This is a genomic window from Streptomyces sp. NBC_00425 (genome assembly GCF_036030735.1).
Lineage (GTDB): Bacteria > Actinomycetota > Actinomycetes > Streptomycetales > Streptomycetaceae > Streptomyces.
Map to the genome: position 1 here is coordinate 1 of NZ_CP107928.1, position 23114 is coordinate 23114.

Genomic DNA, 23114 nt, shown 5'->3' on the forward strand with positions numbered 1-23114 from the left:
GTACCACATCGCTGCGCGATGTGCAAGCGAACACCCGCGCTGCGCGCGGGTGTTGCGCTCCGCTCCGCGGGAGCGTTGGCGGGTGGCTGCGCCCCCCGCTCACCCTGCTCGCTGCGCGAGCAGGGTGACGGTCCGTCCGCTGCGCTCCCGGACCGGTGGGACTCTGTCCCACTGCCAGGCTTCCGCTTCGCTTCAGCCTGGCCGGCGGGTCCGCTGCGCTCCCCCGCCTGACGGTCCTTCCGGCTGCGCCTCCAGGACCGTTGGGGCCCGCTGGCGCGGGCCGGGCTGGCTGTGAGGGGTGGGCCTGTTCGGGGGTCTTGTGGCTCTTAGTGTCGTCTTCTGAAGTAACCGCGCTGGTGCAGCTTGTAGATGATCACTGGGGCCAGGGCGAGCCACACGGCCAGGAACGTCCATTTGACCCATGGAGGCCCGTCCGGCCTGGCGTCCTGGGCCAGTTCTGCGGCGGTCGCACTGAGTCGAGTCATGTCTGTCGAGTGCCCAGCCCACCGGTCGACACGCAGTCCCTGCACGGGAGTTGCGAGGGCGGGGACTGCCCTGCGCTTCGAGGTGTGGTGGGTGTCGTTCGTTCGTGTGGGATCCGCTGTACCGCGTGCATCAGATTGATGCAGCATGTACCGTTGGCGGAAACACGGAACACCCCAAGCCAGCCGTAATCTCCTCGGAATTCTGAGAGGAACGACCGCATATGAAGGCACCCAACGAATCTACAGGACCCGATCCCGTGCTGAGCGGCGGTTCTGTGCGCCGGGTGACGCAGTGCCAGACGGCGGGCGTGAACGTTCGGTTGAAGGTGTTCGCGCTCCTGGGGGCGCAGGGTGTACCCGCGAGTGAGGTCGGACGACCTGGTGGCCGCGTTGGAGGCCGGGGCGGTCGCTGGGGAGCAGTGCCAGGTGGTGGAGCTGGGCGGCATAGCGCCGGCCTCTCGGGGCGTGCTGTCCGCGGACGGGTGGGATGACGGCGGGAGGGCCGTGCTCGAGGCCCTGGTGGGCATCGCGGAGCGGGAGTGGTCCCGGCGCGGTGGCCGGTCGGCCGGGGTCGCTGAACTGGCCGTACATATCGCGGACGTGAGGCGGCGTGAGCGGGCCGACCTGGTGCGGCTGGAGAGGTTCGTCCGGGAGAACGTGCTGCCGCGCAGGCACCCGCACACCATGGCGCGGCGTCGGGTGCTGGAGGCGCTGGGCGAGGCTGGCGGTGTGTGCGGCTCGGAAGCGGAACGCGGACGGAGACGTCGTGCTCTGCACGCTCGATGCCGGGCGCCACGACCTGGACGACAAGCCGCCGTTCAAGGACGGAATGCCGGGCGGCCGGCACAAGGCGGATGCGTCGATCTGGAACGACTCGGGCGCGGCCACCATCCGCATGCGGCCCTCTGAAAGACCACAGGAATTGACCGCTCGGGGAGGCGTGGAAATGTCAGCGATTCAGCTCAAGGAACACCAGGTCGATCAGCGCTCCGCGTTCCGCAGGTGGGTCGGATTCCCTGAAAGGTCATCTGTGCCCCCGCAGGGTGCCCGGGGCACGATCGTGTCGGCGACCGGCTCGGGCAAGACGATCACGGCCGCCGCGTGCGCGCTGGAGTCGTTCGCAGACGGCCGGATCCTCGTCACCGTGCCCACCCTGGACCTGCTCGCGCAGACCGCCCAGGCGTGGCGTCTGGTGGGCCACCGGGCTCCGATGGTCGCGGTGTGCTCGCTGGAGAACGACGCGGTCCTCAAGTCGCTGGGGGTGCGCACCACCACCAACCCGATCCAGCTCGCCCTGTGGGCGGGCTCCGGTCCGGTCGTCGTGTTCGCCACGTACGCCTCTCTCGTGGACCGAGAGGACATCGACGCACCCGAGGGCCAGCGCAAGGTTCGCGGGCCGCTGGAGGCCGCCCTGGCGGGCGGAGACCGGCTGTACGGGCAGCGCATGGCGGGCTTCGACCTCGCGGTCGTGGACGAGGCGCACGGAACTGCCGGTGATCTTGGTCGTCCGTGGGCGGCGATCCACGACAACGCCCGCATCCCCGCCGACTTCCGGCTCTACCTGACCGCCACCCCCCGCATCCTCGCCGCGGCCAGCCCGCAGAAGGGCGCGGTCGGCCAGGAGGCGGAGATCGCGAGCATGGCCGACGACCCGGACGGGACGTACGGGTCGTGGCTCGCCGAGCTCGGGCTGTCGGAGGCGATCGAGCGGGAGATCCTCGCCGGGTTCGAGATCGACGTCCTGGAGATCCGCGACCCCTCCCCCGTCCTCGGGGAAGCGGAGGAGGCGCGGCGGGGCCGACGTCTGGCGCTCCTGCAGACCGCTCTTCTGGAGCACGCGGCGGCGTATAACCTGCGTACGGTCATGACGTTCCACCAGAAGGTGGAGGAGGCCGCCGCGTTCGCACAGAAGCTGCCCGAGACGGCTGCCGAGCTGTACGTCAACGACGCCACGGGTGACGACCTGGCCGCCGCAGGCCGGCTCCCCGCGTCGTCGATCGATGCGGGGTTCTACGAACTCGAGGCCGACCGCCACGTACCCCCGGACCGGGTGTGGTCGGCATGGCTGTGCGGCGACCACCTCGTCAGCGAGCGGCGCGAGGTCCTGCGCCAGTTCGCAGACGGCATCGACGCGGCCGGCCGCCGGGTCCACCGCGCCTTCCTCGCCAGCTGCCGCGTGCTCGGAGAAGGCGTGGACATCACCGGCGAGCGCGGCGTGGAGGCCGTCTGCTTCGCCGACACCCGCGGCTCCCAGGTCGAGATCGTGCAGAACATCGGCCGCTCGCTCAGGTTGAACCGCGACGGCTCCACGAAGGTCGCGCGGATCATCGTGCCCGTGTTCCTGGAGCCCGGCGAGGATCCGACGGACATGGTCGCCTCCGCCTCGTTCCGCCCTCTTGTAGCCGTCCTCCAAGGACTCCGCAGTCATGACGCCCGACTCGTCGAGCAGCTCGCCTCCCGCGCCCTCACCAGCGGCAAGCGCACGGTCCACTTCCGGCGCGATGAAGACGGCCGGATCATCGGGACCGGCGGCGAGAGTGACGGCAAGGACCAGGAGGACGACACACAGGCCGCCGCCGAAGCCACCCTGCTCCACTTCTCCACCCCGCGCGACGCCGCGACCATCGCCGCGTTCCTGCGCACCCGGGTCTACCGGCCCGAGTCCCTGGTCTGGCTCGAGGGCTACCAAGCCCTCATCCGCTGGCGGGCCGAGAACGAGATCACCGGCCTGTACGCCGTCCCCTACGACACCGAAACGACGGTGGGCGTCACGAAGGACTTCCCCCTGGGACGCTGGGTCCACCAACAGAGGAAGGCGCTGCGGGCCGGAGAACTGGAGGAACGGCGCAAGACCCTGCTGGACGCGCCGGAGGCCGGGATGGTCTGGGAGCCCGGCGAAGAAGCCTGGGAGAACAAGCTCGCCGCCCTCCGGTCCTACCGGCGGGCCACCGGGCACCTCGCGCCCCGCCAGGACGCCGTATGGGGCGAGAGCGAAGCCGCGGGCCTAGTGCCCATCGGACAGCACATGGCCAACCTCCGCCGCACAGGCGGCCTGGGCAAGAACCCAGAACGGGCGGCACAGCGCGCGCAGCAACTGACCGCCATCGACCCCGACTGGAACTGTCCCTGGCCACTCGACTGGCAACGCCACCACCGCATCCTCGCCGACCTCGCCGCCGACGAACCCCACGGCATCCTCCCGGCCATCGCACCCGGCGTGCTGATGGACGGCGACGACCTCGGACGATGGCTGCAGCGACAGTCCCGCGAGTGGTTTCAGCTCTCCGAGGAGCAGCAGCGGAGGCTCTCAAGCCTGGGTGTGAAGCCCGCCGAGCAGCTGGCACCGGCCGCCAAGGACGGCGCGAAGAGCGCTGGGGGAAAGACGTCGGCGGCCTTCCAACGGGGTATCCAGGCCCTCGCGCAGTACATCGCGCGCGAAGGCAGAACTGTCGTGGGAAGGACCCACGTTGAAGAGCTGCCGGACGGTTCGGTGGTCAGGCTAGGGGTGTTTCTGAGCAACCAGAAGACCAGGCGGGAGCGTCTGGATGCGGAGCAGCGAGGAGCCTTCGCCGAGCTGGGTTACGCCTGGGCCACGGAACAGCCCCCGCGCAGCTGACAGACATCGATACCGCCCTGTACTGGCTCAACCACCCCACCACCACACCCGGCACATACCAGCATTCAACGAACCTGATCAGCACGCAAGCGAACTGACCACACCTGACCAACACCCACTCCACCTGACAAAGCGACAGCTCAGCACACAGCCAAAACGTCCACTCCTCCATCACCGAGCCAAAACCAGCCGCTCTGAAGCCCCCAGCACCACCGACACCAAACTGAGCAGCGCAGGCCACCCCACCACCCACTGATCAAAAAAACCGCTCCCGGACATCCAGGCGCTGGCCGGCCTCGGACTCTCCTGGGCGCAGGAAGGTTAAGGAGTGGGGTAAGTTTGTGGTTAAGTGATATCGGGTCCTGAGGTGAAGGTGGCAGGGCATGGCTTCTGAGGAAGAGCTGTTCGCGTCCGTCGACGCTCTGTTGAACGAGGAGCCGCACCTGCCGCCTCCCGCGGAGCGGGCCCGGCTGCGTGAGGCTGCCGGTATCACGCAGGCCCGCCTGGCCACCGCGTTGAAGACGACGACCCAGTCGGTGAAGAACTGGGAGAACGGCCGCAGCGAGCCGAAGTCGCCGCGCCTGGACGCCTACCAGCGGCTGCTGAACGGATGGGCAGCGAAGTACCCCGTCCCCGGCGCGGCCCCGACAGCCTCGGCCTCCGCGACGGCGCCCGCGGCGTCTGGTGAACCGGCCACATCCGCGGTGGAGACGGTAGACGCCCCGCAGGCTCCCGCCGCGGCGCCGGCGCGGCCCGCTCCCCGGCCCGCCGCGGCATCGCGGCGCCCGGCCACCAAGAAGGCGGCGCAGCCCGCTGCCGATCCGCGCTTCCCGCACGGGCCGCTCGCCGTGCTGGACGGTGACGGCTCCGCATACGGCGTCGACGGGCTCGTGCTGGACTGCCCCGCGACCACGGTCGTGGAGCTGGTGGAGTGGACGCTGCGCGAGTCCGGCCTCGGCGCGCCCAGGCTCAACCGCTACGGCAAGGACTCCGACCCGCTGATCGTGCTCACCGCCGCGGCCGCCGTCAGGCTCGGCCTCCCCGAGCGCCTGGAAGGCCACGAGCAGCGCCGCTCCCTGCGCCTGCCGGAGGATCACCCGGTGGTCAAGCAGGTGGTGAAGGCGAAATGGCGTCTGACCCAGCGCGGGTTCGGGCCGTGGGCAAGGATCTACCGCAAGGCCCAGGGGCGCGAGCGGCAGTGCGTGCAGCTGGCGGTCCTGTCATGGGATGCGCTCGACGAGCGGTCCTGGCCAGGCGTTGCGGAGATGGAGCCGGCCGACGTCGCCCGCGTCCTCGGCATCTACGCAACCCGCGTCATCACCCCACGCGGCTCCACCGCCGTATCGGGCCTTGAGCTAATGACGGCGCTGCGGCCACCCACACGCCCCACGCAGGACCCCGCCACCGGCAACTGGGTGCCCGGCCACAATCCCGGCAGCCTCGGGATGGAGCCGATGGACCCGGCGCCGCCGGAGGCCACCCCCGAGCACCCCGTCGTCGTGGAATCCGGCTGGACGGGCGGATTCCTCAACGAGGAGGCCTACCAGTGGGTGCGCGACGTCAGCCTGCTCACCGATGAGGAGTGCACGCTGCCGTATGCGGTCGGCCTGGACCTCAACACCGCGTTCCTCGCCGCCGCGGCCCGCCTGGTCGTCGGCCTGTCCGCACCCGACCACTTCCAGACGCCGACGTTCAACCCGAAGATCCCCGGCTCCTGGCTGGTCGACCTGTCCCACGTCGAGGTGGATCCGCGCCTGCCCTCGCCGTTCACCCCGGACGGCGTGCAACCGGCGGGACCTGCCTGGTACCAGACGCACACCGTCGCCTACGCCCAGGAACTTGGCCACAACGTCGCCCCGATCGAGGCGTACCTGCGCCGGGAGACCGGCGCCTACCTGGACCCGTGGCACGACCGGCTCAAAGCGGCCTACGTCGACACCCTCGCCGACCTCGGCGTCACCCGGGAGCTGGACGACCGGGCCTTCCTCGCAGCGATGGAGCGGCACAAGCAGGCCGACCCGGCCCTGGCGGCCGTCCTGGCCGCCATCAAGGCCACGGTGAAGGGCGGGATCGGCAAGCTCCGTGAACGCCCGCAGGGCAAGAAGTACAAGGAGGGCGAGAGGTGGCCGGCCCTGCAGCGGCCGACCTGGCGTCCCGACATCCGCGCCGCCGTCATCTCCAAGGCGCGGGTCAACATGCACCGCAAACTCACCAACATGGTCAAGATGACGGGCCTGTACCCGCTCGCCGTGCTGTCCGACTGCGTCGTCTACCCGAGCCCGGGCGACAGCCCCCTGGACTTCCTGCCGTACGCCGCGTCCGGCAAGCCCCAGCCCGGCGGCTTCCGCCTCGGACCGACACCGGGCCTGGCGAAGCTGGAAGGCGTCCAGTCGATGCTCTGGGCGGTCGACCTGATGGAGAAGGACTACAACCCGGCCCGCCACATCAAGGGCGGCGACGCCGTCCTCGACGAAGGAGAGTAGGGCGCTGTGGGAGAGATCGACGACGCCATCGAACGCGCCGACCGGGAAGCCTTCACCCGCCAGCCGCCCAAGACACTCCAGGCACGCATCAACTTCCTGATGAAGCAGCTCAAGACGACCAAAGCCGTTGCCCAGGAGCTCGGAGTCACCCAGCGGTCAGTGGAGCGCTACCGCACAGGCGAACGCAAGCACCCGCCCAAAGCGATCGCGGACCGGATCGACGCCGCCGTACGAGCCCGCTGGCAGCCCCAGGTGCGCAAACGCCGGCAGCAACAAGCTGCCACCGCGACCGGGATCACCGTAGAAACCAGGGCCCGGTTCGGCTACACCGCCCCCATCGGCACCACCGACGACGGACGCTTCCGCCGCCTCACCGTCCACCTCCCCCCCACCTACGCACAACGCCTCTTCCACGCCCGCAATACAGGCGCCAGCGACCAGGAGATGCGCCAGATCATCGCCGAAGGCTTCAAAGACGTGTACTTCCAGGACGGCGGAAGCCGCGCCATGGGGCTCTCCGACGTCACTCTCAACGACATCGACTACCTCGACCTCGACTACTGACCGCGCCGGCCGGGGCTACGGCCCGAACGCCCCGCTGAGCCGAAGCACGGTAGTTGTCGCATAGGCAGGCTGGTTGACACCAGCTGGTGTGACTGAACGCTCTCGGCACCCGAACCCGGGCGGTTCGGCCCCTTCGTTGGAGGTGGTCGCCTTGGAGGACGGTGCGCCCACCGATCCTGGTTGTCGGTCGGCCTGAACTGGGCGTTAGCCTCGGCAGATGATTACTCTGCGGCCTCTGAAGGTGATCACGCGCCATCGCAACGGGCGGATCCATGCCTTCGTGATGGACTCCGGCGTGTTCGGGGCACTTGAGCCCGCCGCGGTGTTCCAGCCGCGGCCCGGCGACGAGGTTGTGGAGTCGGCGGTCTGGCCCGATCTGGAGCGAGTCGTGTACACGACGCTGAACGGCGTCGTCTGCCTCACGCGCGCTGGTGGCCTGGTGTGGACATCGAACTTCGAGCCCTACTCCGACCAGCGCCATGGTCACCGGCCTGGCTGTGCGCTGTCCCTGGACGGCCGGACCGTATGGGTCTACCGGCCAGACGCGATGGCGGGACGCGGGAGCGGAGACCAGTGGGTCGTACACGACGCCGATAGCGGGGCGGTCCTTGTCCGCCGGGAACTGGAGACAGTCGGGCACGGCGCCGGCCACTACGTGCACCCGGTGGACGGCAGCATCTACCTCGACATCGGTGAGGGTCAGGACGGCTCAGTCATTCTCAGGGCCACGGCTCGGGCCGACGGCGAGGCGGAGTTCGTGACGTACCCGTGGTCGGACCGCTGTCTGATCGACCTGGCGCCGGGCGGGCAGCAGTTCATGACCGTCGACCACGGGCAGGCAGATGTCGCCTTCCACCGCCACTCCAGCGGGGACGTGCTCTTCACTTTGCCCGTCGAAGCCTTCGGATACGACCCGGAGGAGACCTTCGTGGAATGGAGCGGCGGCTACCTGACCCCAGACCTGGCCGTCGTCACATTGGGCGGTGAGGGCCAGGACGAGGAGGAGTGGTTCCGCTACCACCTGATCGACGTGCGCACGGGCACGCTCAGCGGCGAGATCGCCGTCGAGGTGACCAACCCGTACGAACTGGTGCCCCTAGGAGACGGCTCCTGGCTCACCAACGGCTCTGACGGCACCCCCGTCCGCTGGTCGCACTCTCCGCTGACCTCCGCACCGCCACATCCGGAAGGCTGATGGGCGTTCACTAGCCTGGATTTGGGTCTCCACCGTCTTGTCGCAGCGCAGCCAGTAGAGTCCCGCGAGGCTACTGCTGATGGGCGGCTGGTCGCGCGTGAGTGAGTCCGCTCCACCGCTCCAGTTCGTCCGCATGGCTGCCGACCGCTGTTGCCCGGGCGACCTTTTCGGCTTCCTTCGGTGTCGGCTCACCATGGCGGAAGAGCAACGTCAGCGGCCAGGTCGGAGTGCCCGACTGCTCACCGTCGAAGGAGTGCCAGTTCCAGGCCGCATCGAACCGCCAGGCGCGCCCGTTCCGGTCAGCAACCTCATCACCCAGTTCGAGGAAGGCGTACGGACGGAAGAACAGCTCGATGCGTACGGGTTCGCCGCCGGCCGGATCGATCGTGTAGCCCTGGTCCTCGAGGGAAGGGTCATGGGTCTCACCCTGCTGCAGGACCTCGAGGTAGGACGCGGGCCGGGGCAGCATGCCGGTGACCAGGGGCGGATCGAAGCGGTGGACCGTCTGGACGTGCACCACGGTCGCGGGGATACCCACCAGGCAGGTATCGCCCGGCTTCAGTGCGGTCTCCACCGGTTCCGTTCGGAAGATCTCCCACTCACGGGCCGCAGGCGTTGGAAGCGCCCTTCGGCCGTTCCACCTGATGTTCTCAGCCTGCGGGGCCACTTCCAGCCACGGCCACTGCACGGACACGTAGTAACGGGTGACCCCGGTGACGGCGGTCTCAGTGAACGGGCACTCCAGCAACAGCACGTCACCAGGCCTGTAGTCGTGACTCATGGACGCATTGTGCATGCCATCACTGAGGGTTTTCAGCGGTGCCGCTCCAGGGTGAGGACGGCCTTGGTGATTGACGTCATGCGATTTGGGCTGCATCGGGCTCTGCGGAAGATTCGCCAGCGAGGAGGCCGGTCAGACCGAGGTCCTGCCCGGCGTCACCGTCCATGGCATGGACATCGGCACGTGGCTCACTCGGCAACGGAAACCCTTGGGGTATGGCGCAGCAACATGCGCAGTAGGCGGGACTCGCTGCCGGATACACAGCGCGGGCTGCTCGCGGACCTCGGTCTGTTCGAGTGAGGGATGGTCGGTGGCTGGTCGACGCGCTGCGTGGCCTTCAGGTGCTGCTGGGCGGGGTACGTCTGCCTGGTCGCGTGCTCTGCCTCGTCCCGCTCGCTCAGGAGACCGGCTCGGGTACTTCGCCAGGCCTGAGCGGCACGATCTCGACACGGGTGCAGCCCACGGCTTTGAGTTCGGTGCGGCGATGCTTCGCGGACCGTTTGTCGTACCTGCCGGCCGACGCCTGCGGGGTGCCGTCCGGGTCGGTCCACAGGAGACCGTAGTTCTGCATCACGCTCGTCATGGAGATCATCACTTCCCCTCTCTCGACGACCGTAAGCACCCCCGCGATGGACGATCACACGGCCACCGGCCCCTCGGCAGGTTTGTGTTCTTCAGCGTCATGACGCCGTTCATCGCGCTGCTGGCCGTGCTGGTCCCTGCCATGAGGTGAGGCGGGGTGTATCGGGTGGCTGCCTGGATGCCGTGGCGGGACAGGTCGCAGATCATCAGCGAGGACGGGGTGCGCCCCTGCGCCCGGTGCCTCCTTCACACCACCGCGTCGTATACCCGCAGCACACTCACCGTGTCCGGGTCCCCGCGAGCGGGCTCAGCTCGGGCGGCTGGCGGTCGGCGTGTGGCCGATGAGTCGGCGGGTGTAGCGCAGCCAGGAACCCCGCCCGACAGGCCGACGATCGGGGTATGCGGCGTGCACGGCCGCGTCCCCGGCCTTCGTCGTAGAGACGATGTGGCCGGGAACCTGTCCGGGTGGTCTCACGGGCAGCGGCTTGCTCGCCTTTATCGGGTGAGGGGGGACTTGTCGCTCGCAGTCAGGTGACGGGCCAGCACGCGGGTGGTGCTGCCGTCGTCCTCTGCGATGTCTCGGACATGTTCGAAACCGATTCCGTCCAGCAGGGTCAGTGACGCCTTGTTCGGTGCGGCTACGGGGGCGTGGACCGTGGTCAGAGCGAGGGTGTCGAAGCCGTACGCGACGATCGCCTCTGCCACCTCGGTCCCCAGGCCGAGCCCCCATACGGCCGGGGCCAGAGCGTAGATGATCTCGTGGCCTGCGACGACGTCGGTCGACTTGATCTCGGCATGCCCGACCAGGAGTCCGTCCCGGCGGACAGCCCAGACGTCGAACAGGTCCTGGGCATAGACCTTCGTGAAGATCCGCCCGAACAGGGCTCGGTCCGCCTGTTCGGAAGCAGGGCCGTCGCCCATCCACTGCGACACTCTGGTGTCCTGGAGCAGAGCGACGAAGTCCTCTTCGTCCTCAGGGCCGTAGGGCTCGAGCAGCAGCCGCTCAGTGCGCAGCGTCGGGGTCACAGACGGCGACGCTGCTCACACGGCGTCCGGGCGGCAATCCGCTTTCACCTGCGCGGAAATCGCCCTCCCCGTCGGCATGCCGTGCATGGCCCGGCGCCAGAGACCGGGCCGTCGTGCGGAGTCGTTTACACGGTCGGCCATCCGAGCCGAGCCGGGCCACTGGTTGCTCTGTCTGTGGTCGTCGACGACTGTGCGGTCCCGTGTCGCCGGATCGGCCGACCCCCATCTCGGACAGGTCAGTCCCACTGCTCGTCCGCGAGCGAGCTGACCGGCTGCGGCTTGCCGATGACAGCCAGGGCGATGAAGAAGTTGATCTGACCGATCGCGATGGTGAGGGTGGCCAGTGCCTTCTCGTCGTAGTGGTTCGCCACTTCGGCGTACAGCTCGTCGCAGACGCGTTCTGTGCCGTGCGGGGAGGGCTGGAGAGTGGCTTCCGTCAGGGCGAGGGCGGCGCGCTCGGCGTCGGTGAAGTAGGGGGCGTCCTGCCAGGAGGAGACGGCGGTGATGCGCTCCTCGGACTCCCCGGCCTTGCGCAGGAAGCCGGTGTTCAAAATGGTCAGGTAGGTGTTGCCGGCGATCTGCCCGGCGCGCAGGTGGACGAGGCTCATCGTGGTGCGGGGCACCGAGCGGTTGCCGGTGGCCCGGAAGAGGGCGGCGGTGATGTCGTTCAGCTCGGGCACGAACTGGGCCGGGTTGGGCATCCGGGAGATGGAGGTGTTCGTCATGGCTGCTCTCCTTCGCATCGGCCTTGTCGGCGTCTTCACAGCACTGACGGCACGGCGCACGCGGATGTGACGGGGACCGACTCGCGAACGAGTCGGTGCCGGTCAGGCGGCAGGCGGCCGGCTGCTTGCGGAGCTGCCCGGGGGTGACGTCGGTGAGGTTGCGGGCGTCGGCGAGGCGGGACGGTGACCGCGGAGCGGGGCCGGTTGCGCGAGGGCTCGCCGGTGGTCGGGCAGGCGGATGGCCATCCAGTGGGCGGGCTGGCCGGTCAACGGCTCCGGCAGGCCCGCGGTGGCCCGCGCGAACCAGGCGTCGACGGCCGGGGTGCGGTCGTCCACGGCGAGGCAGCGGACGGTAGGGAACTGCTGCGGGAGGCGGGCCGGGAGCCCGGCGGGTCAGCTGGTCGCTCAGGGTCGCGGGGGCGGGGGCGTCGGGGGTGTCCTGCATCCGCCAGGAGGATGTGCAGGGGCCGCGGCGGGCGGGTCGTTTCTCCTCGGCAGAATGAGCCCCATGGCCGTAGACGAGGACGCAGCGTTCACATTGCCGCGAGGCGCCACGGGCTTCGTCCGGCCGAAGGACGGGCCGCTGCCGGAGACCGACCGGCGGACGTTCCGGGCGGCGCTGTATGCGGCCGCCCGGGCGGCCGGAGGTCAGGTGGGCGAGATGGAGGAACAGACGTACCCTCGTACGTTCCACACCGCGTCGGTCATCGGGGGCACCGGCGAGTGCGTCGTCCTGTGTCACGCCCACCACCCCTGGATCGCATTCGTCCAGGAACGCCGGGACTGGTACACCGAGGAGTTCCTCGCACCGCCATCGTGGGCCCACATCTTTACCGACCTGGGGTTCGTCGTGCTTGATCGCGCGCAGCTCACGCTGTCGCTCTCGGACGTCGACACCTCGGTCCTGACCCAGGGCGAGTGGCGCGGAGTTCGCTTCTACGGCATCACCACCTTGGGCGGAGTGCTCTTCAACGCATGGGACTGACGTCCGAGCGGGACTGCGTGCCCGGCGCTGGACGATGAACGTCACGGTGAGTGCCTGTTGTCGATCCTTTCTCTGCAGCTGACAGGACCCTCGGCACGTCCCGTCGTTGCACGCCAGCAGCACTCTCCACGTGTTTGGTCAAGCCTCGGCCAGGCCGACTCGGAAAAGCGCGGGCTAAGGCTTCACGGGCTCCAGCCGCAGCAGCCGGGCCGGCCAGGGCGCCGGGGCGGCCGGGCCGAACCAGACCCGGACGTCCTCGCCGGTGCGGACGGGCAGGCGGGGGAAGTCGTTCTCGGCGTGCTCGGTGCGGTGCAGTGCGTGGCCCGGGCCCAGGTGCCGGGCGGCGTACGCGTCGAAGTGGGCAGCGTCGGCGGGATGGCAGACGGTCGCGAGCACCTCGCTCGTCCCCGGCTCCGGTGTGAATCCCGGGCCGCGCAGCAGCAGGACGTCGTCGCTGTCGAGCATGGCGGCGTTGGCGGTGTCGCGGTGCTCCCGCCAGACCGGGCCGGTGTAGAACGCCTCCAGCGCACGCCGGCGGTGCGCCATGTCGGGGAAGGAGCGCAGCCAGACGAAGCGGTCCGGGTCGTCCAGGTCGCGGAACCGGCCGCCGACGGTGATGCCGACCGCCTGCTGACCGGTCACGAACTCGCGCTCGAACAGCTCGATCAGCGTCTCCCGGGCACCGGAGTGCAGGGTGTACTGCCGGAGTTCGACGATGCTCATGCGGTGGCCTGCCCGGTGCGTGTGAGGTTCATGGTCCAGTTGTCGTCCATGCGCCGCAGGTTAGGGCCGGTCTGCTGACATCTTCTGTCAGCAGATACTGGACGGCATGCGTGCGAGCCGGCTGGTCACCCTGCTTCTGCTGCTCCAGAACCGGGGCCGGATGACGGCCCGGCAGCTGGCCGACGAACTGGAGGTCTCCGTCCGGACGGTGTACCGGGACGTGGAGGCGCTCGGCGCCGTCGGTGTCCCGCTGTACGGCGCGTCCGGCCATTCCGGCGGCTACCGGCTGGTCGGCGGCTACCGGACCCGGCTCACCGGACTGACCGTGGACGAGGCGCAGGCCGCGTTCCTCGTCGCGCTGCCCGGCGCCGCCGCCGAGCTCGGCCTCGGCGAGGCGCTGGCCGCCGCCCGGCTCAAGCTGCGGGCCGCGCTTCCGGCGGAGCTGCGCGAGCACGCCGAGCGGATCCAGGAACGCTTCCTGCTCGACGCTCCCGGCTGGTACGGCGGCGTCGACCGGGTGCCTCACCTGGCGGCGGTCGCCGCCGCGGTGTGGGAGCGGCGGGCGGTGGCGCTGCGCTACCGGTGGTGGCGCTGCGCTACCGGCGGTGGCGGGCGCCGGAGGAGATCGAGCGACGGGTGGAGCCGTACGGGCTCGTCCTCAAGGCAGGCCGCTGGTACGTGGTCGCCGGCGGGCCGTCCGGGATCCGCACCTACCGTGTCGACCAGATCCTCGAAGTCCGGCCGCTGGACGAGGAGTTCGTCACTCCGGACGGGTTCGACCTGGCCGGGTACTGGAACGTCTATGCGGCCGACTTCCGAGCGCGGCTGCACACCGCGGACGCCCTGGTGCGGCTCACTCCGGAGGGCGCCCGCTGCCTCGGCGTGACACCCACGGGTGACGGGTGGACGGAGGCCCGCGTGCCCATCGAGTCGATCGGCCACGCCCATAGAGACTTCCTGCGGCTGGGCGCCGACGTCGAGGTCCTGGCACCGGCCGAACTCCGCAACCGCATCGCCGAGACGGCACGCACCCTGGCCACCCGCTACGAAGGGTGACCCCCGGGCCGAAGGCTCTCCCGGCCCGGGCGCCGGCCACCCGCACACGCGTGCAGGACCCGGTATGCCTCTTCGCCTGAGGAGTGCAGTGTTCCTGACCGCGCCAAAGGCTCTGAGCAGGTCCCATCGCGCGCCAGGTCGGCGGCACTGCTCACGTCGTTGAACACGCGATCGTGAAGCGTGGCTTCGTAGGTTTCACGGCCGGCGGCCACGATGGCTGCGCGGGTGTGGAGGAAGCTGTCGCTGGACAGGTCGTGTCCGTACTCCTTGCGATCCAGCCGGTAGAGCGCCCATGACAGCTGTTCGGCGAACGCGTTGACGGTCGCCGGCGGTTCAGCGGAGAGCTGGCTCGTCAATGTCGCAGCCAGTTGTTCGGCTCCGGGTCGGACGTGGGCGGTGCGCAGTCGTCGATGAGCTGCCAGAAGGCGTTCTCGTTCACGGGCAGAGCATGCCGGGTGCCTGTGACAGCGGTGGAGCGGCGCCTGTCCACCGTTGCTCCGGGGCGCGCTCTGCCTTACTGGACGGTGATGGCAGATGAGAGCCGCTGTGGTGCCGGCGATGGCGAGGAAGTGGTCGGTGTTGCGTTCGTAGCGCCGGTGCAGGCGGCGGCATCCGGCCAGCCAGGACGGCGCCGAGCTCGTCGGGGAGCACGCGGTGGGGCCGGGCCCGGACACGGTCCCGGCTCCGCTGGGCGAAACGTCGGCGGACGGTGGGCCGGGCAGGGCCGAAGACTGGTGGCAGTTGCCGCCGGGTGCAGTCCGACGCCCTTGAGGCGCGCAGGGTTTCCAGGGGCGTACTTCCGCTCAAGACGCGCCCCCTTTATGTGTCATTTTAGCCTTTTTATTTAGATAGTTAAACTTAACCCAAGCGTCACATTTTCATCAAATGGTACGTCTGCGAACCAGCCCCGCCTTCCAGGTAGTTACATTTCGCATTACGTGCTGTGGCCTGGAAGAGGGGGATGTCATGGCGCTCACCGCGATGCACGGGAATTCGCTCCGGGCGGCGACCGCGGTCGCCGTCGGAGGGCGAACGAAACACCTGGTCCGTTTGCGGACGCGGCACGGCAGCCGTCCCTGGCTGGCGATGCTGCTGTCCTTCACGCTCCTCACGGCGTGCGACAGCAACACCAAGGTGTCGTATCAACTGCCCGACCTGCCGCTCAAGTTCAGTGTCGACCTGCACGGCAAGGTCAGTGTCAGCTACTCCAAGGACTTCGTCACTCCCCTGGGCACCTTCAGCGTGACCGAGGCGCTGGAGTCGTCCCCCGACGACTCTCACACACGGGTCTACATCACCCGCCCCGTGGAGGGGGTGGACCAGACCGACGGATATGAGATCAAGGGGCGCGACGAACTCAAGCTGTGCGTCACGAACGCCGAAGCGATGATCACACAGGGGACCGTCCGCATCACGGCTCGCGACTCCTCCAGCGCCGTTGTCACAGAGCCCGAGGCGGTATGCAGTTCGGCCGCAGATACGCCGCGCGCCACGGCCGTGGTCTTCCAGCCCTTCGGGAACGGCTACGGCACATTCACGTTCACGCAGTCCGGCGACGCCGTGGACATCAGCTCGCCCGGCGGGGCCGACCGGTACGCACACCTGTACGGCGCGTGGGTGCCGGGCAGCGGGTGCTACGCCTCGACCGTTTCCTTCGACACCGTCGTCGACGCTCCTCCCACCGCTTCCGACGGCTACGGCTTCGCCGTCGGATTCGGTGACGTCGGCAACGACGACCAGCCGGTGGGCTCCACGCTCCAGGACGAGTGGCAAAACGACGGCAGCTTCTACGCCCGCACGGTCCGACTCCCCAGCGGCGCCTGGATCGGATCCCAGCAGCAGCAAGCGGTCCCGGACATCACCCGGAGGCATCACGTCGTCGCAACCCGGAACGGCGACACGTACGACGTGACCATCGACAGCGCACCCGTCGGAACGTTCCCGGCGCCGGCGAGGTGCCGCGGCCTGCTGCTGCGGGTGTGGGGCGGCGCCGAGCTTCACGTCACCCATCTCGAAGTATGAGCCGCCTCCCGCGTCGTCTCCTTGTCCCTGCCGGCCACCTGACGACCTGTGCGGAGAGACAGCGCACCTCCTGCAGCACCGCGAAGATTCCCGAACACGGCCGCGGCCCATAACGCGACAGGGAATCGAATCGCGAATGAGCCTGCCTGGTCTCCCATCGCAGGGCCTCCGTACGGAAAGCGGGCCTGTGGCGCCACTTCGCCGGTTGTGGACATTCCTCTGCGAGCGGCTGTATTCCGAATAGCGCGGAGCCATGCGAACCGGAGGCGACGGTCCGGGATGGAGAATGACGAGGGGGCTCCAGCCGGTAACGGGAGCCCCCTCTGTGCCCTGTCGATGCGCTGCTGTGCCCAGGAAGGCGGTTCGGCATCTTGGGGGCGCGGCCGGAGCCGCTCATGGCACCAGGTCACCATCACCGCGGCTCTCTCGCAAGATCCTTGAGGCGTTCCGAAGAACCTGGACGGCGAATGCGCAGTTCAGGTGGCTCGTTCGGAAACCGGGCACGCCTCCCCGCTGGAGCAGCACACGGGCTTCGGGGTCGAGCGGGGAGTACAGCGGCGGCTCGGGGCCGGCCGGCAGGTGCTTGGAACGAGTCGCTTGAACGAGCGGAAAAAAGGAAGAAACGATCCACTAATCGAGCGTGCGAGTTCGGTTTATTTCCGATGCCGCCAACTGGGTTGTTTCGGTTCCGCGGAGACAAACAATGAGATCCGGACACGTTGCTCCGCATCCCGGCCGGTAACCGGAAGTGGGGCTCTCATGCCGGCACTTGTGCCGCGCCCAGGAAGGCAGGTATCCCGTCATGTCTGTGCACCTTCGTCGAAGGACACCCCCGCAGCCCGCACCCGCGTCTCAGGTTCTGTGCGGAACGTCTCTCACGCCCGGGCACCGGATCACCGTGTTCACCGTGATCTTGCTGGTGGTCGTCGTCTGCGTCTCGAGCGGGCAGTCCGTGACGACCGCTCTCGGCATGGTCATGGCCGCCGGCGCCGCCGCGGCCCAGATCGGCTCCTGGCTCAGCGAGCAGCGTCTGGGCGCCTCGTCCCCGGGCGGCGCCCAGTGACCGAGCAGACCCAGGACGGAGCGGGCGTGGGAGATGCGGGCGGCCAGGGGCCCGACCCGCTGCGGATCGCGGATCAGCGCGAGTTCCGTCAGGCGCTCAAGGAGTTACGCGAGCACAGGGGCATCACGCTGAAGCAGCTGGAGACGGAGACGGACCGGCCGGGTTCGAAGCGGCTGACGTCTCCGACGGTCAGCACCACGCTGAAAGCGGATGCTCTCCCCGACTGGGATTTCGTGGCCGCCTACGTCACCGCCTGCGGTGTGACGGGCGAGGGGCTCAAGCGGTGGGAGCGGGCCTGGGAAGCCGTCAGGAAGGGAACGGCGCCGGTGGAACCCGACGGCGCCGCGGGCACTCCCCTACCGCCACCGCCGCCGCCTGGTCGGTGGTGGCAGCGGGCCGGCCGGTGGCTGAGGACCCGCCGGGGGCTGGTCGCCGGCGGCTCAGCGGTGACAGCGCTGTCGCTGGCCGCGGCCGTCGGCGGGTGGCAGATCCACGTGCGGCACGTCCAGGCACAGCGCGACCACGACGAGCAGGTGCAGGCGGCCGAGGCATTCGCGCGAAGCCACTGCGGCAGCAGGAACACGGCCCTGATGGTGCATGCCGGGGAATGCACCGGTGTGACGGACGGCCAGGACGGCGCCGGGGTCTTCGGCAGCGGCCTGAAGCCGGTCCTGACCGCTCTCGGTGCGGAGAACCGGCAGACGGTGAAGGACGGCGACTACGTCACGATCGGGTTCCTGGCGCCGCTGACGTCACAGGGCAAGCAGAAGGACCTGACGCTCGACCAGTTCGTCGGGGAGATCGAAGGCGCCTACACCGCCGTCGAACGGGCGAACGAGAGCGACAGCCATCCGAAGATCCGTCTCGTCCTGGCCAACATGGGCAGCGGCGAGGAACGGTGGGCACACGCCGTCGAGGGCCTCAAAGCCGAGAAGGGCCTCGTGGCAGTGGTCGGGATGGGCCTGAGCCAGCAGCAGTCCGTCGACGCCGCCCGGGCTTTGAGCAAGGCCGGCATTGCGATGGTCGCCGACCTCATCACCGCCGACGGATTCGACAGCACCGGCGCCATCGACCCCCACGGGCCGATCAACGGCCTCGTCCGCGTCGCCATGCCGAACAAGGACCAGCTCACCGCCCTCGGCAAAAAGCTCGACACCGGCCCGCACACCGTCGCCCTGATCGGAAGCGACGTGACCCCCGCCGGCGGCAACGACCTCTACACGAAATCCCTCGAGAACGGCTTCCGCACCATCCCCTCCCTCAGCAAGTACCTGGACGACGACTCCCCCGACTTCCCCTTCAGCCCGCAGGGCGGAGCCGACGCCGCGATGCCCAGCATCGGCCAGAACCTCTGCCGCGGCGCCGACAGCATCGACGTCGTCTACTACGCCGCCCGGGCCAAATACCTGCCCACCTTCCTCGAAGCCCTCCGGCACCGCAGCTGCTACAAGAAACCGATCACCGTCGTCACCGGATCCGACGCAGCAGCACTCGACCCCGCCATGAAAGCCCTCCACGACCCCGAGGCTCCCATCACCGTCATGTACGCGTCCTTCCCCTCCCCCGCCGGTCTCTCCGCCCCCGCCCACCGCGACCACGGCCTCTACACCGGATTCGTCCAGGCCTTCACCTCCGACCACCACGGCCGGCACTTCCCCGCCGGCCACCTCGAACGCAGCTACTGGCCCGTCCTCGCCCACGACGCCGTCCTGACCGCCGCCACCGCCATCCACACCGCCGCCGCCAACGCCGCCGGCCACACCCCCAACCGCTACGACGTCACCAACCAGCTCTACACCCTCGGCGACGAAGCCGTCCCCGCCGCGACCGGCCGCCTCGGCATCAACCGCCAGGGCAACCGCACCGACCTCCCCGTCACCATCCACACCCTGCCCGCCCCCGACTGAACCGTCAGCCCGAGAAGCCGGTGGGGGGAGACCGATTCGGTCTCCCCCCACCGGTCGACCAGGACGCGCCGTCACGGCCTCGTGCCATCCGTTCCGGCGCCTTCGACGACGAATGCGCGCTCATCGAGCCCCCTGCTTCCCGTCCCGGCCTGCGAGACCCCCACCGGGGGACGGCCCGAAAAGCACCCCCGCCGCGAGATCGTCGACGCGATCCACTACGTCGTCGACACCGGCTGCACGTGGCGAGCCCTGTCCAGGACTCCCCGCCCTTTATGCGGAATCTGATGTGTCGAGATCGTCGGCAGTGCCGGCGACCGCCGGCCCGCAGCCGGCGGGAAGGTGGACGAGGACCAGAGCGACCGCGTCATGAGGGTTCTCAGTCTCTCCGATGTCCGCCGGGCCGTGCGGCGAGCGAGTCTTCCACCAGGTGACGCGGTATTTCCCGTCCACGGAGGTAATCACCGGAACATCGTGGGTGTAGGGGAATCCGGTGCAGCGGCTGAAGTTCAGCGACCTGTGGCTGTGAAAGGGGAAGAGTGCTCGCAACCGCGGCTCAGCGTATGCAGCCTCGATAAGGTCGTGGTCGACGTGAGTCGCCGTGGTCTGCCGGTAGATCGTCCACATGGTCTCGACGGCGGTGCCGCGCTCGTGGGCTTCGGCCAAAGGCCCGTAGTGGACGAACGGGCATGCGGATCGCAGATCTTTCAGGTCAGCGCCGGCCTGCCAGACTCCGATGGCCGTGGCAGCCTCGTCCAAGCGTGTTGTGTCGCCCTTGGCCATCGTGACGCCGCGTTCCCGGAAACTCATGACGAAGCAGCGTTCCTGGACACCCAGGTGAACGTCCGTCGTCCGCGCGCGACCCTCCGCACGGGCTCCTGTTCGCCTCCACCCCGGGGCTCGTTCGGGGAGTACGTCAATCCGATGTCCGGCCTGTTGGACGGCCCCTTGCAGAGCGATCTGGAGCGTTCCGTCCTGGCCGAGTTCGGGGTAGAGACTCTCCAGGTTCGGGGCAGGCTGAGACGTCACGCTTCACCCTTCGATCGGTGCCGCCGGTTTCTACAGGTCTTGAGCACTGCTCGGCCGACGTGGCAACCACGGCAGACGGTGAGCCTTTTCCCGCCTGCTTTTGAAACAGGTTGGGGGGCGCTCATGGCGTTCCGGGACGATGCTCGGTGCGGAGCAGACCGTAGACGAGCACATCGACATACGCGCCGTGTTGAAAGGACCTGCCGCGCATGACCCCTTCCCGGCAAAACCCCAGGCGTTCGAGGGCTTTCTGCTCTCCGAGGTTGCCGCCGTTGGTGAGGGCTTCGATTCTGTTCGCAGTCGTGCGGCCGAACAGGTAATCCACGAGCAGCTTCTGCGCCGCCGTGCCCACCCCCTGTCCACGATGCTCGGGCAGCACCCCCACGCCGATCTCGTAGGTGACACCCGACGGGAAGCCGCGGGGCCTCCAGCCGGCGATGCCGACAACCGTGTCGTCGGCCAGCACGATCGCAACCGCCGCAGACTCGGCGGAGATGCGCCCGTCGATCTCCCACCGCTTGCGGCGTGCCCTCGGATCACCGAATCCGGGCCACTCGAACTCGCCGAGCGCATCGGGGTCCGTGCAGAGGCGGTCGAGGAAGCCGAGGTCGGCCTCGGTGAACGCCCTCAAGTGGACTGTGGCCGGCTGGTTCGCTGCGGTCATGAAGGCCGGTATCGCGCCCGGAGCATCACCCGTCAGCCAATGAGGGCGCCCCAACGCGGCTGCTACAGGCAGGAGTTGGGCCGACCCCGGGCGGGGAACGTGGCAGCGCTCCTGAAGGAAGGGATCACGACCACGATGTGGCGGCGTCGCGGAGCTGGAGGTCCCCCAGCGCCGCCTGGAGTGCAGCAGCACCGCCCGCGTACACGGCGAGCCGGGGACTGCGGGCCCCAGATCGCTACGCGGTGGTGTGGCGCTCGGTCCGGCAGTGATGATCTGCAGCGCTTCGGCGATGCGGTCGTGGCGGGTGCGGTGGGAGACCGTGCAGACGCGCAGGGCAGGCAGGACGGCTTCCCTGGCGTTCGGGCCGCGGGGCTCGTGCTGCTGCCGGCGGATGCCGGGCCGGCGTCGTGGCCGTGTGCCGCAGCGGCCGCTCAGAGGTGGCCCTCCAGGAGCTTCCGCAGCTCGGCGACGGTCGTGGGCCCTGTGCCGTGCGCCACCGCCGCCCCCTCCTTCAGCAGGACGTAGGAGGGGGCTCCGGTGATCCCGTACCGCTCGGTTGCGGCCGGACAGCGCGTGATGTCGGTGCGGACGGCCGTCAGGCGGCCCGTGCAGTCGTCGGCGACGGCACTGACGACGAGGTCCATCTCCCGGCAGGGCTCGATGGCCTTGGGCCATGTCCCGGTGAAGTAGGCGAGGACCGGGACTGCGCTCGTCCGGAGGATGAAATCGAACTCCGCGTCCTCACGGGGTCGGTGGACCCGCTTCGCCATGCAAGCTCCTGGCCTCGTGTTCCGTCATTGCGTGCTCATCATCCCTCGCGCGGTGTGCCCGCCGGTCCGGTCGGCCGTCCGCCCCTGGTGATCGGGCCTGGCCGCGTCGTCGGTCAGCCGGCTGCAGCGCGCCGCACGGCCGTGGGTGGGTTCGTGCAGGGCGGCGTCCGCCTCCGCGCCGGCACGAAGGCCGTTCTCACCGCCCGGTTCCTGGACCGCTCGCGGACGCGGTCGCGGATGCGGTGGTGGGCGCGGTCGCGGATGCGGTGGTGGGCGGTCGGGGTGTGCGTCAGCCGGTCCGCAGGCCGACCGCCAGTGTCAGTTCAAGGACCCGGTGGGGCGATGCGAGGTCGGGAAACAGCTCCCGCAGCTGGGACATGCGGTACCGGACGGTCTGGGGATGGACGAACAGCGCCGCCGCCGCCTCGTCCCGTCTGCCCTGGTGCAGCAGCCACGCCCGCAGCGTCTCCTCCAGCCGCCGTGCGGTCGCGACGGGCAGGGCCTGCAACGGTGCGAGGGCTCGGGCGCGCAGGTCTGCGAAGGCGTCCGCGTCGGCGCTCAGCACCAGCTCGGGCAGGTGGTCCTCGGTGTCGCGGATGTCGCAGGAGAGGGAGCGCGCGCGTGCGGCCCGTGCGTACGAGGCCGACGCGCGAATCCACGGGCGGGCCGGGCCGACCACGGCCGCGCGGTCGGTCAGCTGCCGCAGGAGATGTGACCGGTCGGCGTCGGGGACGAGGAGCACGCCGGTGGCGTCCGGGGAGTCGTCGAGGACGAGGGTGCTCGGGTCGAGCGTGCGGTAGGCGGGCCGGGCCTGGGCGGCGGGCAGCAGGACCGCGGTCAGCGAGACCGGAGGCTGCCATCCGGCGCGTTGGGCGGAGGCCAGCAGCATGTCCGGGCTCGCGCCGGCGAGGAGGTCGCGGGCCAGGTGTTCCAGGTGGCGCTCGTGGGCCCTGCCCCGGGCGGCCAGTTCGTCGGCGTGGCCCGCGGCGCTCGCGGCGGAGAGCTCGTCGATGTAGGCGAAGGTCAGCTCGGCGAACTTGGCGACCTCGGCGGCGGGCAGCCCTGCGGGTACGGCGCCCGCCGCCAGGCCTCGCCAGGCCACGCGTGCGCCGACGCGGTAGGCGCTGAGCAGGGCGTCCATCGAGCGGCCGTCGCGTACCTCGCCGCGGCCCAGCTCGTAGGCCGCGTCACCGGCGTCGCCGCCTGTGGCGTTCCCGCTCGCGAGGTCCAGGTAGTGCCCGAGGGCGGTGCGCACGGCCCGGCGGATGGTGGCGCCCATGTGTCCCGACAGGGCGTTGGCGTAGGGCGGGACCTCGTCGATGATCGCCTGGACGACCTCGTCGGCGGTGGTCCTCAGTGCGGCCCGCAGTGCGGTGACCGTCGTCTCGTCCAGGGCCAGCTCGCTGGCTCTGCGGATCACATGACTCATGCTTTGTTCCCT

The 23114-nt window shown here is 69.5% G+C and carries 21 protein-coding genes and 4 pseudogenes; 10 read left to right on the forward strand and 15 right to left on the reverse strand.

Features of this window, described 5'->3' with window-relative positions; genetic code table 11:
- Nucleotides 1-326 precede the first annotated feature (326 nt).
- Nucleotides 327-485: a hypothetical protein gene (locus tag OHS82_RS00005; RefSeq protein WP_328432873.1), complete on the reverse strand. Its 159-nt coding sequence runs from the start codon at nt 483-485 to the stop codon at nt 327-329.
- 946 nt (nt 486-1431) lie between these two features.
- Here OHS82_RS00005 and OHS82_RS00010 point away from each other — a divergent pair.
- From OHS82_RS00010 to OHS82_RS00025, 4 genes are all read left to right on the forward strand, one after another.
- A complete protein-coding gene (locus OHS82_RS00010) occupies nt 1432-4101 on the forward strand; it encodes a DEAD/DEAH box helicase (RefSeq protein WP_328432874.1) in 2670 nt (889 codons plus the stop codon).
- A gap of 383 nt (nt 4102-4484) precedes the next feature.
- A complete protein-coding gene (gene tap, locus OHS82_RS00015; protein WP_328432875.1) occupies nt 4485-6584 on the forward strand; it encodes a telomere-associated protein Tap in 2100 nt (699 codons plus the stop codon).
- A 6-nt stretch (nt 6585-6590) separates the two neighbouring features.
- A complete protein-coding gene (gene tpg / locus OHS82_RS00020; RefSeq protein WP_328432876.1) occupies nt 6591-7148 on the forward strand; it encodes a telomere-protecting terminal protein Tpg in 558 nt (185 codons plus the stop codon).
- 217 nt (nt 7149-7365) lie between these two features.
- Complete coding sequence (locus OHS82_RS00025; protein WP_328432877.1) at nt 7366-8343, forward strand: hypothetical protein; 978 nt, start codon at nt 7366-7368, stop codon at nt 8341-8343.
- 70 nt (nt 8344-8413) lie between these two features.
- Here OHS82_RS00025 and OHS82_RS00030 read toward each other — a convergent pair whose 3' ends face one another.
- From OHS82_RS00030 to OHS82_RS00055, 6 genes and pseudogenes are all read right to left on the reverse strand, one after another.
- The gene (locus tag OHS82_RS00030) at nt 8414-9124 is read right to left on the reverse strand and encodes a hypothetical protein (protein ID WP_328432878.1); all 711 of its coding nucleotides are present in this window, start codon (nt 9122-9124) and stop codon (nt 8414-8416) included.
- 32 nt (nt 9125-9156) lie between these two features.
- A pseudogene (locus tag OHS82_RS00035) lies at nt 9157-9243 on the reverse strand (IS5/IS1182 family transposase); the annotation flags it as partial.
- A 278-nt stretch (nt 9244-9521) separates the two neighbouring features.
- Nucleotides 9522-9716, reverse strand: coding sequence for a hypothetical protein (locus OHS82_RS00040; protein ID WP_057578371.1), 195 nt, complete (start codon nt 9714-9716; stop codon nt 9522-9524).
- A gap of 485 nt (nt 9717-10201) precedes the next feature.
- The gene (locus OHS82_RS00045) at nt 10202-10732 is read right to left on the reverse strand and encodes a GNAT family N-acetyltransferase (RefSeq protein WP_328432879.1); all 531 of its coding nucleotides are present in this window, start codon (nt 10730-10732) and stop codon (nt 10202-10204) included.
- Between the two features lie 236 nt (nt 10733-10968).
- The gene (locus tag OHS82_RS00050; protein WP_328432880.1) at nt 10969-11457 is read right to left on the reverse strand and encodes a carboxymuconolactone decarboxylase family protein; all 489 of its coding nucleotides are present in this window, start codon (nt 11455-11457) and stop codon (nt 10969-10971) included.
- A gap of 102 nt (nt 11458-11559) precedes the next feature.
- Nucleotides 11560-11793 (reverse strand): hypothetical protein, encoded by a 234-nt coding sequence (locus OHS82_RS00055; protein ID WP_328432881.1) that lies wholly within the window; start codon nt 11791-11793, stop codon nt 11560-11562.
- Between the two features lie 172 nt (nt 11794-11965).
- On the opposite strand from OHS82_RS00055, the gene OHS82_RS00060 reads away from it, so the two are divergent.
- Nucleotides 11966-12442 carry a hypothetical protein gene (locus OHS82_RS00060; RefSeq protein ID WP_328432882.1) on the forward strand — a complete coding sequence of 159 codons (477 nt, stop codon included), beginning with the start codon at nt 11966-11968 and terminating at the stop codon, nt 12440-12442.
- 174 nt (nt 12443-12616) lie between these two features.
- Here OHS82_RS00060 and OHS82_RS00065 read toward each other — a convergent pair whose 3' ends face one another.
- The gene (locus OHS82_RS00065) at nt 12617-13165 is read right to left on the reverse strand and encodes an NIPSNAP family protein (RefSeq protein WP_328432883.1); all 549 of its coding nucleotides are present in this window, start codon (nt 13163-13165) and stop codon (nt 12617-12619) included.
- A 106-nt stretch (nt 13166-13271) separates the two neighbouring features.
- Here OHS82_RS00065 and OHS82_RS00070 point away from each other — a divergent pair.
- Nucleotides 13272-14221, forward strand: a pseudogene (locus OHS82_RS00070) (helix-turn-helix transcriptional regulator).
- Here the strand turns inward: OHS82_RS00070 and OHS82_RS00075 are convergent.
- From OHS82_RS00075 to OHS82_RS43315, 3 genes and pseudogenes are all read right to left on the reverse strand, one after another.
- Nucleotides 14209-14577 carry a hypothetical protein gene (locus OHS82_RS00075; RefSeq protein WP_328432884.1) on the reverse strand — a complete coding sequence of 123 codons (369 nt, stop codon included), beginning with the start codon at nt 14575-14577 and terminating at the stop codon, nt 14209-14211. The pseudogene OHS82_RS00070 and the gene OHS82_RS00075 overlap by 13 nt on opposite strands.
- The gene (locus OHS82_RS00080) at nt 14574-14711 is read right to left on the reverse strand and encodes a hypothetical protein (RefSeq protein ID WP_328432885.1); all 138 of its coding nucleotides are present in this window, start codon (nt 14709-14711) and stop codon (nt 14574-14576) included. The genes OHS82_RS00075 and OHS82_RS00080 overlap by 4 nt, the downstream gene beginning before the upstream one ends.
- 31 nt (nt 14712-14742) lie before the next feature.
- Nucleotides 14743-14847: pseudogene (locus OHS82_RS43315) on the reverse strand (IS5/IS1182 family transposase); the annotation flags it as partial.
- A 340-nt stretch (nt 14848-15187) separates the two neighbouring features.
- Here OHS82_RS43315 and OHS82_RS00085 point away from each other — a divergent pair.
- From OHS82_RS00085 to OHS82_RS00100, 4 genes and pseudogenes are all read left to right on the forward strand, one after another.
- Entirely contained in the window at nt 15188-16243 is a 1056-nt protein-coding gene (locus tag OHS82_RS00085) for a hypothetical protein (protein ID WP_328432886.1), read from the forward strand.
- A 907-nt stretch (nt 16244-17150) separates the two neighbouring features.
- The gene (locus tag OHS82_RS00090) at nt 17151-17306 is read left to right on the forward strand and encodes a hypothetical protein (protein ID WP_157876358.1); all 156 of its coding nucleotides are present in this window, start codon (nt 17151-17153) and stop codon (nt 17304-17306) included.
- The gene (locus OHS82_RS00095; protein ID WP_328432887.1) at nt 17303-19213 is read left to right on the forward strand and encodes an ABC transporter substrate-binding protein; all 1911 of its coding nucleotides are present in this window, start codon (nt 17303-17305) and stop codon (nt 19211-19213) included. The genes OHS82_RS00090 and OHS82_RS00095 overlap by 4 nt, the downstream gene beginning before the upstream one ends.
- Nucleotides 19214-19299: 86 nt before the next feature.
- Nucleotides 19300-19465: pseudogene (locus tag OHS82_RS00100) on the forward strand (transposase); the annotation flags it as partial.
- Nucleotides 19466-19483: 18 nt separating this feature from the next.
- On the opposite strand, the gene OHS82_RS00105 reads toward OHS82_RS00100, so the two are convergent.
- The 4 genes from OHS82_RS00105 to OHS82_RS00120 all read right to left on the reverse strand — a co-directional run bounded on the left by OHS82_RS00105 (nt 19484) and on the right by OHS82_RS00120 (nt 23102).
- The gene (locus OHS82_RS00105; RefSeq protein ID WP_328432888.1) at nt 19484-20020 is read right to left on the reverse strand and encodes a DUF6193 family natural product biosynthesis protein; all 537 of its coding nucleotides are present in this window, start codon (nt 20018-20020) and stop codon (nt 19484-19486) included.
- Nucleotides 20021-20360: 340 nt separating this feature from the next.
- Complete coding sequence (locus OHS82_RS00110) at nt 20361-20903, reverse strand: GNAT family N-acetyltransferase (RefSeq protein WP_328432889.1); 543 nt, start codon at nt 20901-20903, stop codon at nt 20361-20363.
- Nucleotides 20904-21334: 431 nt separating this feature from the next.
- On the reverse strand, nt 21335-21673 hold the full coding sequence (locus OHS82_RS00115) for a thioredoxin family protein (RefSeq protein WP_328432890.1): 339 nt from the start codon (nt 21671-21673) through the stop codon (nt 21335-21337).
- 289 nt (nt 21674-21962) lie between these two features.
- Nucleotides 21963-23102 carry a helix-turn-helix domain-containing protein gene (locus OHS82_RS00120; protein ID WP_057578393.1) on the reverse strand — a complete coding sequence of 380 codons (1140 nt, stop codon included), beginning with the start codon at nt 23100-23102 and terminating at the stop codon, nt 21963-21965.
- Nucleotides 23103-23114: the final 12 nt, after the last annotated feature.

Coding starts and splice junctions, on each gene's coding strand:
- OHS82_RS00025 (WP_328432877.1), top strand. CDS start 7,366: ATGATTACTCTGCGGCCTCTGAAGGTGATCACGCGCCATCGCAACGGG.
- OHS82_RS00005 (WP_328432873.1), bottom strand. CDS start 485: ATGACTCGACTCAGTGCGACCGCCGCAGAACTGGCCCAGGACGCCAGG.
- OHS82_RS00010 (WP_328432874.1), top strand. CDS start 1,432: ATGTCAGCGATTCAGCTCAAGGAACACCAGGTCGATCAGCGCTCCGCG.
- OHS82_RS00105 (WP_328432888.1), bottom strand. CDS start 20,020: ATGAGTTTCCGGGAACGCGGCGTCACGATGGCCAAGGGCGACACAACA.
- OHS82_RS00060 (WP_328432882.1), top strand. CDS start 11,966: ATGGCCGTAGACGAGGACGCAGCGTTCACATTGCCGCGAGGCGCCACG.
- OHS82_RS00115 (WP_328432890.1), bottom strand. CDS start 21,673: ATGGCGAAGCGGGTCCACCGACCCCGTGAGGACGCGGAGTTCGATTTC.
- OHS82_RS00040 (WP_057578371.1), bottom strand. CDS start 9,716: ATGATCTCCATGACGAGCGTGATGCAGAACTACGGTCTCCTGTGGACC.
- tap (WP_328432875.1), top strand. CDS start 4,485: ATGGCTTCTGAGGAAGAGCTGTTCGCGTCCGTCGACGCTCTGTTGAAC.
- OHS82_RS00120 (WP_057578393.1), bottom strand. CDS start 23,102: ATGAGTCATGTGATCCGCAGAGCCAGCGAGCTGGCCCTGGACGAGACG.
- OHS82_RS00050 (WP_328432880.1), bottom strand. CDS start 11,457: ATGACGAACACCTCCATCTCCCGGATGCCCAACCCGGCCCAGTTCGTG.
- OHS82_RS00085 (WP_328432886.1), top strand. CDS start 15,188: ATGGCGCTCACCGCGATGCACGGGAATTCGCTCCGGGCGGCGACCGCG.
- OHS82_RS00110 (WP_328432889.1), bottom strand. CDS start 20,903: ATGACCGCAGCGAACCAGCCGGCCACAGTCCACTTGAGGGCGTTCACC.
- OHS82_RS00030 (WP_328432878.1), bottom strand. CDS start 9,124: ATGAGTCACGACTACAGGCCTGGTGACGTGCTGTTGCTGGAGTGCCCG.
- OHS82_RS00065 (WP_328432883.1), bottom strand. CDS start 13,165: ATGAGCATCGTCGAACTCCGGCAGTACACCCTGCACTCCGGTGCCCGG.